14 protein-coding genes are annotated in these 14,216 nt (G+C 65.5%); 4 read left to right on the top strand and 10 right to left on the bottom strand.

Annotation, left to right across the window (positions count from 1 at the left end; translation table 11 throughout):
* Positions 1-16: 16 nt before the first annotated feature.
* The 7 genes from K7G19_RS10835 to K7G19_RS10805 form a co-directional block, all read right to left on the bottom strand.
* The gene (locus K7G19_RS10835; RefSeq protein ID WP_149316722.1) at positions 17-733 is read right to left on the bottom strand and encodes an ABC transporter ATP-binding protein; all 717 of its coding nucleotides are present in this window, start codon (positions 731-733) and stop codon (positions 17-19) included.
* A gap of 13 nt (positions 734-746) precedes the next feature.
* The gene (locus K7G19_RS10830; RefSeq protein ID WP_149316721.1) at positions 747-1,523 is read right to left on the bottom strand and encodes an ABC transporter ATP-binding protein; all 777 of its coding nucleotides are present in this window, start codon (positions 1,521-1,523) and stop codon (positions 747-749) included.
* A 14-nt stretch (positions 1,524-1,537) separates the two neighbouring features.
* On the bottom strand, positions 1,538-2,695 hold the full coding sequence (locus K7G19_RS10825) for an ABC transporter ATP-binding protein (protein ID WP_149316720.1): 1,158 nt from the start codon (positions 2,693-2,695) through the stop codon (positions 1,538-1,540).
* A gap of 13 nt (positions 2,696-2,708) precedes the next feature.
* Positions 2,709-3,644, bottom strand: coding sequence for a branched-chain amino acid ABC transporter permease (locus K7G19_RS10820; protein WP_149316719.1), 936 nt, complete (start codon positions 3,642-3,644; stop codon positions 2,709-2,711).
* 220 nt (positions 3,645-3,864) lie between these two features.
* Positions 3,865-5,061: a branched-chain amino acid ABC transporter substrate-binding protein gene (locus tag K7G19_RS10815; RefSeq protein ID WP_149316718.1), complete on the bottom strand. Its 1,197-nt coding sequence runs from the start codon at positions 5,059-5,061 to the stop codon at positions 3,865-3,867.
* Between the two features lie 599 nt (positions 5,062-5,660).
* Positions 5,661-6,620 carry a 4-hydroxy-3-methylbut-2-enyl diphosphate reductase gene (ispH, locus tag K7G19_RS10810; protein ID WP_149316717.1) on the bottom strand — a complete coding sequence of 320 codons (960 nt, stop codon included), beginning with the start codon at positions 6,618-6,620 and terminating at the stop codon, positions 5,661-5,663.
* Between the two features lie 49 nt (positions 6,621-6,669).
* Positions 6,670-7,155 (bottom strand): peptidylprolyl isomerase, encoded by a 486-nt coding sequence (locus K7G19_RS10805; protein WP_006575659.1) that lies wholly within the window; start codon positions 7,153-7,155, stop codon positions 6,670-6,672.
* Between the two features lie 110 nt (positions 7,156-7,265).
* Between K7G19_RS10805 and radC the strand changes: the two genes are divergently transcribed.
* The 4 genes from radC to nadB all read left to right on the top strand — a co-directional run bounded on the left by radC (position 7,266) and on the right by nadB (position 10,434).
* Complete coding sequence (radC, locus tag K7G19_RS10800; RefSeq protein WP_149316716.1) at positions 7,266-7,940, top strand: DNA repair protein RadC; 675 nt, start codon at positions 7,266-7,268, stop codon at positions 7,938-7,940.
* Positions 7,941-8,118: 178 nt separating this feature from the next.
* Entirely contained in the window at positions 8,119-8,352 is a 234-nt protein-coding gene (rpmB, locus tag K7G19_RS10795) for a 50S ribosomal protein L28 (protein WP_006575661.1), read from the top strand.
* Positions 8,353-8,365: 13 nt separating this feature from the next.
* Positions 8,366-8,536 (top strand): 50S ribosomal protein L33, encoded by a 171-nt coding sequence (gene rpmG, locus K7G19_RS10790; RefSeq protein ID WP_006575662.1) that lies wholly within the window; start codon positions 8,366-8,368, stop codon positions 8,534-8,536.
* 299 nt (positions 8,537-8,835) lie between these two features.
* Positions 8,836-10,434 (top strand): L-aspartate oxidase, encoded by a 1,599-nt coding sequence (gene nadB, locus K7G19_RS10785; protein ID WP_149317086.1) that lies wholly within the window; start codon positions 8,836-8,838, stop codon positions 10,432-10,434.
* A 118-nt stretch (positions 10,435-10,552) separates the two neighbouring features.
* Here the strand turns inward: nadB and nadC are convergent, their stop codons facing one another.
* The 3 genes from nadC to K7G19_RS10770 form a co-directional block, all read right to left on the bottom strand.
* Positions 10,553-11,437 (bottom strand): carboxylating nicotinate-nucleotide diphosphorylase, encoded by an 885-nt coding sequence (gene nadC / locus K7G19_RS10780; protein WP_226107232.1) that lies wholly within the window; start codon positions 11,435-11,437, stop codon positions 10,553-10,555.
* On the bottom strand, positions 11,434-12,582 hold the full coding sequence (nadA, locus tag K7G19_RS10775) for a quinolinate synthase NadA (protein ID WP_226107229.1): 1,149 nt from the start codon (positions 12,580-12,582) through the stop codon (positions 11,434-11,436). Before nadA ends, nadC begins: the two co-directional genes overlap by 4 nt.
* Before the next feature lie 177 nt (positions 12,583-12,759).
* A complete protein-coding gene (locus K7G19_RS10770) occupies positions 12,760-13,950 on the bottom strand; it encodes an acyl-CoA desaturase (protein WP_006575665.1) in 1,191 nt (396 codons plus the stop codon).
* Positions 13,951-14,216 lie beyond the last annotated feature (266 nt).

Here is a 14,216-nt window from a genome sequence, read left to right as displayed (position 1 = left end):
TCCTATCGCGACAGGCTCATTCCCCCAGATACGCGGCGCGTACCTTCGGGTCGTCGAGCATGTCGGCGGCATTGCCGCTCATCGTGATCAGGCCGGACTCCATCACATAGCCGCGGTTGGCGGCCTGCAGTGCGAGGCGGGCGTTCTGCTCGACCAGCAGCACGGTGACGCCCTGGCCGGAGATATCGCGCACGACCTCGAAGATCTTCTCGACCATGATCGGCGACAGGCCCATCGACGGTTCGTCCAGCAGCAGCAGGCGCGGCTGGCTCATCAGCGCGCGCGCCATGGCCAGCATCTGCTGCTCGCCGCCGGACATGGTGCCGGCCAGCTGGTTGGCGCGTTCCTTCAGCCGCGGGAAGATGCCGAACATGCGATCGATGTCGTCCTTGATGCCGGCCTCGTCCTTGCGCGTGAAGGCGCCCATCAGCAGGTTCTCGGTGATGGTCATGCGCGCGAACACGCCGCGGCCTTCCGGCACCATCGCCAGGCCCTGCTTCAGCAGCTCGTAGCTCGGCACGCCCTTGATCGAGCGGCCCAGGTATTCGACCTCGCCGCCGGCCCAGGGCTGCAGGCCGGTGATCGCCTTCATCGTGGTGGTCTTGCCGGCGCCATTGGCGCCGATCAGCGTCACGAGTTCGCCGTCGCGGATTTCCAGGTCGATGCCCTTGACGGCCTGGATGCCGCCGTACGCGACCTTCAGGCCGGCGATCTTCAGTAGTGTGTCTTTCATGTGCGGCTCCCCGTCAGTGGGCCGAAGTGCCGAGGTAGGCCTCGATCACCGCCGGGTTGTTCTGGACATCGTACGGCAGGCCCTGCGCGATGACCTTGCCGTAGTCGAGCACGGTCATGCGGTCGCACAGGCCCATCACGAGCTTCACGTCGTGCTCGATCAGCAGGATGGTCCGGCCATCGCTGCGGATCTTGTCGAGCAGGCCGCGCAGCTCGACCTTCTCGGTCGCGTTCATGCCGGCCGCGGGCTCGTCGAGCGCCAGCAGCTTGGGCTCGGTCGCCAGCGCGCGGGCGATCTCGAGACGGCGCTGGTGGCCGTACGACAGATTGCGCGAGGTGAAGTTGGCGTACTTGCCGATGCCGACGTACTCGAGCAGGTCATGCGCCATGTCCTCGACGCCCTCTTCTTCCTTGCGCACCGCTGGCGGACGGAAGATCGCGCCGATCACGCCGGCCTTGGTCCGCACGTGGCGGCCGACCATCACGTTCTCGAGCGCCGTCATGTCGCCGAACAGGCGGATGTTCTGGAAGGTGCGGGCGATGCCAGCCTTGGCCACTTCATGCACCGCGGTCGGCTGATAGGGCTTGCCGTCCAGCACGAACTCGCCGGAATCGGGGGTGTAGAGCCCGGTGATCACGTTGAAGAAGGTGGTCTTGCCGGCGCCGTTCGGGCCGATCAGGCCGTAGATCTCGCCGGACCGGATCTCCAGGCCCACATCCGACAGCGCCTGCAGGCCGCCGAAGCGCTTGTTCACTCCCTTGACGGACAGGAGGATGTTTTCGTTGCTCATCAGGTCCTCCCGCTTCACAGACGTCCAACGCTACCGGGGCGGCGAATCACCGGCCGGTCTTCCTTGCGCGGCGACGGCCACAGGCCCGCCGGGCGATACAGCATCACGCCGACCAGCGCCAGGCCGAACAGCAGCTGGCGCAGCACTTCGGCGTCGACGATCACATGGCCGAACAGCATGTTCTGCACCGGCTCGGCCACCACGCGCAGCAGCTCCTGGAAGCCGATCAGCAGGATGCCGCCCAGGATCACGCCCGGGATATGGCCCATGCCGCCGAGCACCACGATCGCCAGCACATAGATCGATTCCCACAGCGTGAACGATTCCGGCGAGACGAAGCCCTGGAAGGCGCCGAACACCGCGCCCGAGACACCGCCGAACGACGCGCCCATGGCGAAGGCCAGCAGCTTGATGTTGCGGGTGTTGATGCCCATCGCCTTGGCCGCGATCTCGTCCTCGCGGATCGCCACCCAGGCGCGGCCGATGCGCGAGTTCTGCAGCCGCAGCGAGACGAACACGATTGCCACGACCAGCAGGATCAGCAGGTAGTAGTACATGAACACCGGCGTGAATTTCAGGCCGAAGAACTCGTGCGTCTTGGAGAAGTTGAAGCCGAAGATCGTGATTGGATCGACCGCGGTGATGCCCTTGGGACCGTTGGTGATGTTGACCGGCCGGTCCAGGTTGTTCATGAAGATGCGGATGATCTCGCCGAAGCCGAGCGTGACGATCGCCAGATAGTCGCCGCGCAGCTTCAGCGTCGGCGCACCGAGCAGCACGCCGAAGATGCCCGCCACCAATGCCGCCAATGGCAGCACCCACCAGACGCTGACATGGAAGCCGTTGGGGAACAGCTGCGCGATGGTCTCGAACTGGTTGGCCAGATGCGGCGAGCCGAGCAGCGCCATCAGATAGGCGCCCACCGCATAGAAGGCGATGTAGCCCAGGTCCAGCAGGCCGGCGAAGCCGACCACGATGTTCAGGCCCAGCGCCAGCATGATGTACAGCAGCGCGAAGTCGAGCACGCGCACCCAGTAGTTGCCGCCCAGGAACTGCACGGCGAACGGCGCGCACAGGCCGATCACCAGGAAGGCCGCCAGCGCGAACATGGTCTTGGCCGGCGTCTTGGTCAGCGGCGCGGCCTGCGCCGTCGTAGAAATCGGAGTGTTCATCGTTGCGATCCCCTTACGCCCGGTCGGCCACACGTTCGCCCATGATGCCGGACGGACGGAACACCAGCACGGTGATCAGCACGATGAAGGCAAACACGTCCTGGTAGTTCGAGCCGAACACGCCGTTGGTCAGATCGCCGATGTAGCCGGCGCCCAGCGCCTCGATCAGGCCCAGCAGCATGCCGCCGACCATCGCGCCGGCGAGGTTGCCGATGCCGCCGAGCACGGCCGCGGTAAACGCCTTCAGGCCGGGGATGAAGCCCATGTAGAAGTGCGCGTTGCCATAGTTCGTCGCCATCATCACGCCGGCCAGCGCAGCCAGGGTCGCGCCGATCATGAAGGTGGCCGAGATCACGAAGTTCGGGTTCACGCCCATCAGGCCCGCCACGCGCTGATTCTCGGCGGTGGCGCGCATCGCGCGGCCGAGCTTGGTGCGGTTGACCAGCGTCAGCAGCCCGGCCATCACCATCACGGCCATGCCGATGATGACCATCTCCTTGCCGGTGATCGTGGCCCCGGTGTTGCCGATATCGATCGGGCTCGAGGGCAGCAGCTGCGGGAAGGTCAGCGGATTGCGCGACCAGATCATCATTGCGATGGTCTGCAGCATGATGGAGACGCCGATCGCGGTGATCAGCGGAGCCAGCCGGGGCGCGTTGCGCAGCGGCCGGTAGGCAATCCGTTCGATCGAATAGGACAGCATCGCGCAGACCGGCATCGCGATCAGCGTGGCGATCACGAGCGTCAGCCATTCCGGCAGGCCGGGGGCGAATTGCTGGAGTGCGAGAATCGCCGACAGTGCGGTCAGCGCGCCGATCATCAGCACATCGCCGTGGGCGAAGTTGATGATCCCGAGAATGCCGTAGACCATGGTGTAGCCGAGTGCAATCAGCGCATAGATGCTGCCGAGCACCAGACCATTCACGATCTGCTGGATAAGGATATCCATGAATACTCCTGGCTTGCCGCCCGCACTTCCGGCATGGATGGATGCCGACCGGGCAGCGGGGTGTGAGTGGTTTGGTAAGTGGTTATGTGCTGGTAAGCGGGTAAAGCAACGGCCTGCCGCGTTCCACCCATGGTAAGGGCGCTGTCACAAAAGGCGAGGCTAAAAAGAACGGCACCGCAAAGTACTCACGGTGCCGTTCGGAGGACCGGGTAGGTCCGAATTACATCTTCACGACGTCAAGCACGGACTTCTTCTTGTCCTTGTAGTCGTACAGCGTGATGGTGCCTTCCTTCATGTCGCCCTTCTCGTCGAAGGCGATGTTGCCGATCACGCCCTGGTAGTTGGTCTTGGGCATCTCCGCCAGGATCGCCGCGGGCTCGGTCGAGCCGGCGCGCTTCATCGCATCGACGATCACCATCACGGCGTCGTAGGTGAACGGCGCGTAGATCTGCACCGGTGCGTTGAAACGTTCCTGGTAGCGCTTCTGGAACTCGGCGCCCTTCTCCATCTTGGACAACGCCAGGCCGGCCTCGGAGCAGATGATGTTGCTGACCGCATCGCCCGCCAGTTCCGCCACCTTGTCGGTACAGACGCCGTCGCCGCCGACGATCTTGGCCGGGATGCCGAGTTCCTTGGCCTGCTTGGCGAACGGGCCGCCGGTGGCGTCCATGCCGCCGTACATGATGACGTCCGGCTTCTTGCCCTTGATCTTGGTCAGGATGGCCTTGAAGTCGGTGGCCTTGTCGTTGGTGGCCTCGCGCGCCACGATGTTGACGCCGGCGGCCTTGGCGGTCTTCTCGAACTCGTCGGCCAGGCCCTTGCCGTAGGCGGTGGCGTCGTCGACGATCGCCACGCTCTTGGCGTTCAGGCTCTTGGCGGCGTAGTTGGCCAGGGCCGGGCCCTGCTGGGCATCGGTGGCCACCACGCGGAAGGTCGTCTTGAAGCCCTGCTTGGTGTAGTCGGGGTTGGTCGAGGACGGCGAGATCTGCACGATGCCCGCATCGCTATAGATCTTGGAGGCAGGAATCGACACGCCCGAGTTCAGGTGGCCGACCACGGCGACGACCTTCTCGTCGACCAGCTTCTGGGCCACCGAGGTGCCGGTCTTCGGATCGGCCGCGTCGTCTTCGCCGACCAGTTCCAGGCGGACCTTCTTGCCGCCCAGTTCCAGACCGGCCTTGTTGACCTCTTCGACGGCCAGGCGCGCGCCGTTCTCGTTGTCCTTGCCAAGGTGGGCGATCCCACCGGTCAGCGGCGCCGCATGGCCGATCTTTACCACCACCTCGCCGCCAGCCGGTGCTGCCGCGGCAGGTGCCGAGGCCGTCGCACCGGGCGCCGCCTCTTCCTTCTTGCCGCAGGCAGTAACCAGTGCCACTGCCGCTGCGATCGGCAGAATCTTGGCCAACGTGATTTGCATGAGTGATCTCCTAGGATTCACAAGATCAGGGTTACGCAACGCCTCCCGTCCGTTTCCCTGCACCGCCTTGGTTTAGTTTCAATTTGAAACGCGCGCATTGTATCCCCTTTTTTTGCGGATGCAATACGCGACGCAACAACCTGAGCCTTTTGCCCTTCTATTGAGCTAGGTAATTTCCCCAATGCCGTCATTGGGGCAATTCCCATTCACAACAGGGGCTCTTTGAGATACCTAACAAGATCCGTGCCCGCCACGTCACTAGGCGGCCTTCCGGACGTTCCAGCGTGGCTGACAAGGCACCTATCTTTATAGATATTAATTAGGCATTTCATAAAAGAAATATGCACCAATTTAGAATGTCGGCAATCCGCGTTCGCACCAATCGAGGGAAAACCCGTATTTAGGGGAATTACCCTAAAGTCCTTCGCAAAAGACGCGCCTTGTGCCGAGCCAATATATCGTTGTGACGATCAAGTTTCTTTCGGCGGAAGCACGACACTCGGCATGGCGCGGTGCAATGGCGCGAAAACACGCCGGCCAAAACGACAACGCCCCGCTCGAGGCGGGGCGCTGCTAAAAACCGGGAAGGTCCGCGGGACTCAGGCGGCGGTCGCCTGCAGGCCCTTGGGCAGGGGGAACGACATGTTTTCCTCGATGCCCTCCAGCGGACGCACCTGCCGCGCGCCGAGCGCGCGCAGCCGGTCGACGATCGACTGGGCCAGCGCCTCCGGCGCCGAAGCGCCGGCGGTCAGCCCGATGCGGCGCTTGCCGGCGATCCATTCGGGACGGACCTGTTCCGGCGCATCGACCATATAGGCAGGCACGCCGAGCCGCTCGGCCAGTTCGCGCAGGCGGTTCGAGTTGGAGCTGTTGGGACTGCCGACCACGATCACCACGTCGACCTGCGGCGCCATGAACTTGACGGCGTCCTGGCGGTTCTGCGTCGCATAGCAGATGTCCTGCTTCTTCGGCTCGCGGATTTCCGGGAAGCGTGCCTTCAGCGCGGCGACGATCTCCTCGGTCTCGTCGACCGACAGCGTGGTCTGCGTGACATAGGCCAGCCGCGTGGGATCGGCGACCTGCAGGGTCTGCACGTCGGCGGGCGACTCGACCAGCAGCATGCCGCCGTCGGCCTGGCCCATCGTGCCCTCGACCTCGGGGTGGCCGCGATGGCCGATCATCACGATCTCGCAGCCTTCGGCGCGCATCTTGCCGACCTCGACATGCACCTTGGTCACCAGCGGACAGGTCGCGTCGAAGACGTTCAGGCCGCGCGCCTGCGCCTCGGCGCGGACGCTGCGCGACACGCCGTGGGCGCTGAAGATCACGGTCGCGCCGGCCGGCACCTCGTCGAGGTCCTGCACGAAGACGGCGCCCTTGCGGCGCAGATCGGCCACGACATAGGCGTTGTGCACGATTTCATGGCGCACGTAGATCGGCGCGCCAAAGCGCTGGAGCGCGCGCTCCACGATCTCGATCGCGCGATCGACCCCGGCGCAGAAGCCGCGCGGCTGGGCCAGCAGGATCTCGGCGTCGGGGGCGGGAGTCATTTCGGACATGCGGGGGAGGTAGCTGCGCTCCGGCGGCCGAGGCGGCCGGAACAGGTCGTCAGAGGATGCCGATCAGCTGGACGTCGAACAGGATGGTCTGTCCGGCCAGCGGATGATTGAAGTCGAACAGCGCCGAGGTCTCGCCGATTTCCTTGAGGACGCCGGCATATTTGCCGCCGCCGGGCGCGTTGAACTCGACCAGGTCACCCGGGCTGTAGTCCTCTTCGAACGAGCTGTTCTCGCGCAGCGTGGCCAGCGACACGCGCTGCAGCAACTCGGGATTGCGCGGCCCGAAGGCGTGCTCCGGCGCCAGACGGTAGCTGGTGCGCTCGCCCTCGGCCATGCCGAGCAGCGCCTGTTCCAGCGTGGGCGCGAACTGGCCCTGCCCCAGCAGCAGCGTGGCGGGCTTGTCGTCGAAGGTGCTGACGACCTCGGTACCGTTCTCCAGCGAGATGCGGTAATGCAAGGTCAGGAAGGAATCGGCCTGCACGGTCTTGCGCGCGGTGGCGCCGCCGGAGTCCGACGCAAAAGTTTGCGAATTCATGAATGCTCAACCAGTCGAGAACCCGTATTGTAAGCGACTGGACCCGGCGCCGCCGATCGCGGCCACGGGTCCGCCCCGCCCTCCGACGCCGCTTCCCGAACGAGACCGCCATGCCCATCCCCGATTGGCCCGCCAGCGAACGTCCTCGCGAAAAGCTGCTGCAAGCCGGTGCCGCCTCGTTGTCCGACGCCGAACTGCTCGCGGTATTCCTGCGCGTCGGCGTGCCGGGCAAGAGCGCGGTCGATGTGGCGCGCGAGCTGATCGCGGCATTCGGCTCGCTGACCGGGCTGCTCGCCGCCAGCCAGACCGAACTGAGCCGGGTGCGCGGCGTCGGCACCGCCAAGTACGTGCAGCTGCAGGCGGTGGTCGAGTTGACGCGGCGGGCGTTGGCCGAGCAGCTGGCGATGGCGCCGGGCCTGGAGTCGCCGCAGGCCGTGCGGGACTACCTGCGGTTGTCGCTGGCGCAGCGGCCTTACGAGGTGTTCCTGTGCCTGTTCCTGGATGCGCGCAATCGGCTGCTGGCCGCCGAGGAGCTGTTCCGCGGCACGCTGACGCAAACCAGCGTCTACCCGCGCGAGGTGGCCAGGCAGGCGTTGGCGCATAATGCGGCCGCGGTGATCGTCGCCCACAACCACCCGTCGGGCAATCCGGCGCCGAGTCCCGCGGACCTGGCGATGACCAAGGCGCTGGCGCATTCGCTGGCGCTGATCGACGTCCATGTGCTCGACCACTTCATCGTCGCCGGCAATACGACCTACTCGCTGGCCGAGCACCGGCAACTGTGACGCCAAAGGCACGGGCGCGTCGCCGTGGCGTCAACGCACAGAAGGCATTGATCGGCCGAGGGATTTCGGTCTATAATGCCCGTTTTGCTGAAGTCTTAACCGCTGCAGTCCGGGCCCGCGCGCCTTTTGTTGATCTGTTGCGAACATTGTCCACGAATAGAAGATTTAGGAGTGCTTCATGGCACGCGTCTGTCAAGTGACCGGGAAAGCGCCGATGGTCGGCAACAACGTTTCCCACGCAAACAACAAGACCAAGCGCCGTTTTCTGCCCAACCTGCAGAACCGTCGTTTCTTTGTTGAATCGGAAAACCGCTGGGTGAGCCTGCGCGTCTCGAACGCCGGTCTGCGCCTGATCGACAAGAAAGGCATCGACTCCGTGCTCGCCGACCTGCGCGCACGCGGCGAAGTCTAATTAGGAGTTCATCATGGCCAGCAAAGGCGGACGCGACAAGATCAAACTGGAATCCACCGCGGGTACCGGTCACTTCTACACCACCGACAAGAACAAGCGCACCATGCCGGAAAAGATGTCGATCAAGAAATTTGATCCGGTCGCGCGCAAGCACGTCGAGTACAAGGAAACCAAGATCAAGTAATTGATCCTGCGTTCCAGCGAAGAACCCCGCCATGGCGGGGTTTTTTGTTGCCTGCTCGTCGCCGCTGCCCCGCTCCCCGACTTCCCGACTTCCCGACTTCCCGACTTCCCGACTTCCCGACTTCCCGACTTCCCGACTTCCCCGACTTCCCCGCTCCCCACTGCCGGCTCTGCCCAACATGCCGTGGGAGACGCAGCACGCCGCGCCGCCAGCAGGGGCAAGGCGCGGCGGCTTGATCGGCGGTGTACACTTTCGAGCTTTCCCGCACCACCGGCGCCCTCGCCGCGCCACCACGCATCATGAACTTCGACGTCGCCATCGTCGGCAGCGGCCTGGCCGGCCTCACGGTCGCGCTGCAACTGGCCGACAGCCACCGGGTTGTCATCGTGAGCAAGCGCGCCATGACGCAAGGCGCCAGCGACTGGGCCCAGGGCGGCATCGCGGCGGTGCTGGACTCCGGCGACAGCCACGACGAACACACGCAGGATACGCTGATCGCCGGTGCCGGCCTGTGCGATGAAGGCGCGACCCGCTTCATCGTCGAGCACGGGCGCGAAGCGATCCAGTGGCTGATCGACCGGGGCGTGCCGTTCACGCGCGACGAACAGGCCGAACTCGGCTATCACCTGACCCGCGAGGGCGGCCACAGCCATCGCCGCATCATCCACGCGGCCGACGCCACCGGCCATGCCGTGGTCACGACGCTGACCGAGCAGGTGCGCCGCCATCCCAATATCACGATCCTCGAAGACCATTTCGCGATCGACCTGATCACCTCGCGCAAGATGGGACTGGGCGGCAACCGTTGCCTCGGGCTGTACGTGCTCGACGACGCCAACGGCCAGGTGCATACGCTGACCGCCAGCCATACCGTGCTGGCCACCGGCGGCGCGGGCAAGGTCTATCTCTATACGACCAATCCGGACACGGCTACCGGCGACGGCATCGCGATGGCCTGGCGCGCGGGCTGCCGGGTCGCGAACATGGAATTCATCCAGTTCCATCCGACCTGCCTGTACCACCCGTATGCCAAGTCATTCCTGATTTCCGAGGCGGTGCGCGGCGAAGGCGGCCGGCTGGTGCTGCCCGACGGCACCCGCTTCATGCCGGAGCACGATGCGCGCGCCGAACTGGCGCCGCGCGACGTGGTGGCCCGCGCGATCGACTTCGAGATGAAAAAGCGCGGCCTGGACTGCGTGTACCTCGACATCACGCACCAGCCCGCGCCCTTCCTGCGCGAACACTTCCCCACCATCCACGCGCGCTGCCTGGAACTGGGCATCGACATCACGCGCCAGCCGATCCCGGTGGTGCCGGCCGCGCACTACACCTGCGGCGGCGTGGTCACCGACACGTCGGGACGCACCGATCTGGACAATCTGTACGCGGTCGGCGAGACGGCCTACACCGGCCTGCACGGCGCGAACCGGCTGGCATCGAACTCGCTGCTCGAATGCATGGTGATCGGCCGGGCGGCCGCCAACGACATCGCGTCGCAGGCCAAGGCCGGCAAACCCGATCTGGCGTTGCCGCCGTGGGACGAGAGCCGCGTGTCCGATGCCGACGAGGAGGTCGTGGTCTCGCACAACTGGGACGAGCTGCGCCGGATGATGTGGAACTACGTCGGCATCGTGCGCACCAGCAAGCGGCTGGAACGCGCGCAGCATCGGATCGCGCTGCTGCGCGAGGAAATCACCGAGTACTACGCGAACTTCCGCGTCACACGCGATCTGCTGGAACTGCGCAATCTGGTCGAAGTGGCGGCGATGATTGTCGACAGCGCCTATGCGCGCCACGAAAGTCGCGGCCTGCATTTCAGCCGCGACTACCCGGGGACGTTGCCGAAGGCGCTGCCGACCGTGCTGCAGCCGCCGAACGGACGCCGCCGCGGCAACTGAACGCGCGGCCGGAGGGCAACCGGAGCGCAATCGAAGCGCGACCGGTGGGCAACCGAAGCGCGACCCAAGACGGGGCCGGGGCAGCAGCCGGCTCGGGCTCGACGCAGTGCGAGCCCGCTCAGCCGATGATGCGCAACGAGTAGTCGGTCGCGCGCACGTCCTTGGTCAGCGCGCCTACCGAGATCCGGTCGACGCCGGTCTCGGCGAAACGCCGGATCGTATTCGCGTTGACGCCGCCGGACACTTCCAGCACCGCGCGGCCGCGATTGACGCGCACCGCTTCGCGCATCATCGGCTCGGTGAAGTTGTCGAGCAGGATCGAGACGGCACCGGCGGCCAGCGCCTCCTCCAGTTCGACCAGCGACTCGACCTCGACCTGCACCGGCACGCCGGCGTTCAGCGCGGCCGCGGCCTGCAGCGCCGCGGTGACGCCGCCGGCCGCGGCGATATGGTTTTCCTTGATCAGGATGCCGTCATAGAGCGCAAGCCGCTGGTTGTCGCCGCCGCCGACCTTGACCGCGTACTTCTGCGCGAGGCGCAGCCCCGGCAGCGTCTTGCGCGTGTCGAGCACGCGGGCGCGCGTACCGACGACCAGGTCGGCATAGCGCCGCGTCGCGGTGGCCACGCCCGACAGCAGTTGCAGGAAATTCAGCGATGGCCGCTCGGCGGTCAGCAGCGAACGGGCCGGGCCGTCGATCTCGCAGACCACGGAATCGGCCGCCATGAGAGTGCCTTCCCGTTGCAGCCAGCGGATTTGCAAACGCGGATCCACCGCATGCATGCAGGCATCGAACCATGGCTGCCCGCACAGCACCGCCTCCTCGCGCACGATCACACGGGCGTGCGCCTGCTTGTCGGCCGGCACCAGCTGGCCGGTCCAGTCGCCGGTGCCGACGTCCTCGGCAATCGCCGCGCGGACGTTCTCGCGCAGCGCCTCGACCAGCGCGGGTCCGTACTGGTCGAAGACCGGATTCACTGCGTCGTTGTTCGAGGACTCGCTCATGCCGGACCGATCCCCTGGAACAGCGCCTGCTCCTTGGCCAGGTCGGCGGCGGGCCGTACGTTGGCCTTCTGCTGGGCGGCAAAGTCGAGCATGCGGTCGATGCAGGTATAGGCGCGACGGCCGATCTCCGGATCGACATGGATCTCGTTGCGGCCGGTCTCCAGCACCTCGGCCAGATTCGTCAGCGCATTCATCGCCATCCACGGGCAATGCGCGCAGCTCTTGCAGGTCGCGCTGTTGCCGGCGGTCGGCGCCTCGATGAAATGCTTGCCCGGCGCGGCCATCCGCATCTTGTGCAGGATGCCGTTGTCGGTGGCGACGATGAACTCGTTGGCGTCGAGCTGCTGGGCGGCGGCGATCAGCTGCGAGGTCGAGCCGACCACGTCGGCCTGGGCCACCACGTTGGCCGGCGATTCCGGATGCACCAGGATCCTGGCCTTCGGATGCTCCTTGCGCAGCAGATCGAGCTCGATGCCCTTGAACTCGTCGTGCACCAGGCACGAACCCTGCCACAGCAGCATGTCGGCGCCGGTCTGGCGCTGGATATAGCCACCCAGATGCTTGTCGGGCGCCCACAGGATCTTCTCGCCGCGCGCGTGCAGATGTTCGACGATCTTCAGGCCGATGCTCGAGGTCACCATCCAGTCGGCGCGCGCCTTGACCGCGGCGCTGGTGTTCGCATAGACCACCACGGTGCGGTCCGGATGCGCGTCGCAGAACGCGGCGAACTCGTCGGCCGGGCAGCCCAGGTCCAGCGAGCAGGTCGCGTCCAGGTCCGGCATCAGGATGGTCTTTTCGGGGCTGAGGATCTTGGCGGTCTCACCCATGAAGCGCACACCGGCCACCACCAGCGTCTGCGCCGGATGGTCGCGCCCGAAGCGGGCCATCTCCAGCGAATCGGACACGCAACCGCCGGTTTCCTCGGCGAGGTCCTGCAGGTCGGCGTCGACATAGTAGTGCGCGACCAGCACCGCATTGCGCGCCTTCAGCAGCGCGCGGATGCGATCCTTCAATGCCGAGCGCTCGTCCGGCGTCAGCGCGGGCGGCACCTTGGCCCAGGCGTGGGCGACGCAGCTCGCGCCACCGTCCGCCTGCGTCTGCGTCGGTTTCTCGAACTCGACGGTCTTGATCGTTTGGGGGGTCATCTCCTGTACTCCTCGGGGCACCCGTGCTCGCCGCCGCATCGCCTCGCGTGGTCATTGCGGCCGGGACCGGCCTCTAGATGGGGCGGCGTCGCCAAAAGAAAAGCCCCGCCAGCGACAGCATGGCGGGGCTTCGGGCGCGCCTGGCATTGTAGCAGGCGCTGTCCTTCTTATCAGGCGTTACGCGTAGCGGCGCAGGCGCAGCGAGAACTCCTGCAGCGCCTGGATGCCGCTCGCTTCGGCGCGGTGGCACCAGGCCTGCAGCTGTTGCAGCAGCTGTTCGCGCGTCAGGTTCGAACGGCCCCAGATCGCGGCCAGTTCGCGGCGCATCTCGACGAAGGTCTGCAGTGCCTTGTTGTGCTCGACGATGCTGGCCAGTTGCTGGCGCTGGGGCTCGGCCAGCTTGGTCTCGTCGCGGTGGAACCACTTGCGCGCCAGCTTGAAGCGGCGATAGTCGGCAACGCGCTTGGCCTTCAGCTGGGCCAGTTCCTCGCGGTAAGCATTCTTGACGGCCTTGGCATAGCGCGCCATCACGTCATAGCGGTTGGCGATGATGGCTTCCAGCGTGTTGTGATCGACCGGACGGGCCTCGACCAGACGCGCCTTGGGCGGGGTCTTCTTGACCTTGGCCAGGCCGACCGCCTGCATCGCGCGGATGTAGCACCAGCCGATATCGAACTCGTACCACTTGATCGAGAACTTGGCCGAGGTCGGATAGGTATGGTGGTTGTTGTGCAGTTCCTCGCCGCCGATGATGATGCCCCACGGCGACACATTGGTCGACGCGTCCTCGCAATCGTAGTTGCGATAGCCCCACCAGTGGCCCAGGCCGTTGATGATGCCGGCGGCATGAATCGGGATCCACAGCATCTGCACGCCCCAGACCGACAGGCCGACCACGCCGAACAGCGCCAGGTCGATGATCAGCATCAGGCCGACGCCCTGCCAGGTGAAGCGCGAATACAGGTTGCGCTCGATCCAGTCGTTGGGCGTGCCGTGGCCGAACTTGGCCAGCGTTTCCTTGTTCTTGGCTTCGGCCCGGTACAGCTCGGCGCCTTCGAGCAGCACCTTGCGGATGCCGCGCGTCTGCGGGCTATGCGGATCGTCTTCGGTTTCGCACTTGGCGTGGTGCTTGCGGTGGATCGCGGTCCACTCCTTGGTGACCATGCCCGTGGTCAGCCACAGCCAGAAGCGGAAGAAGTGCGCGGCGATCGGGTGCAGATCGAGCGAGCGGTGCGCCATGCACCGGTGCAGGAAAATCGTGACGCCGGCGATGGTGATGTGGGTCATGACCAGGGTGAAGATCACGATCTTCCACCAGGACCAGTCGAGAAGGCCGTTGGCGGCCCACTGAAGAATTGTGTCGAACAAACTGTTCTCCGTGCTTGATAGAGGCTGGCTGCGACGTGTCAGGGTGTCGCAGCAACGCGCAGAAAAATGACTGCAAATCCAGTGATTGCGTCTTATGGCGTCAGCCAAGGCGCCTTGCGCCTTCGCGGGACCCCGGCACGCGCCGCTGCAATCTGGCGGCTGGCCCTCGGGCACGGATCGGTAGTCCGGCCGGGGGAATCCCCGGGACGACCCGCGATTTTACCGGAACGCCAGCGTCCCGGCATCCGCTTTTACCCGTGCGTGTG

Source organism: Cupriavidus sp. DB3 (assembly GCF_020418465.1).
In the GTDB taxonomy this organism is placed as follows: Bacteria; Pseudomonadota; Gammaproteobacteria; order Burkholderiales; family Burkholderiaceae; genus Cupriavidus; species Cupriavidus cauae.
Note: the sequence above shows the minus strand (reverse complement) of the source record. Positions and strands in the feature narration are given on the sequence as shown.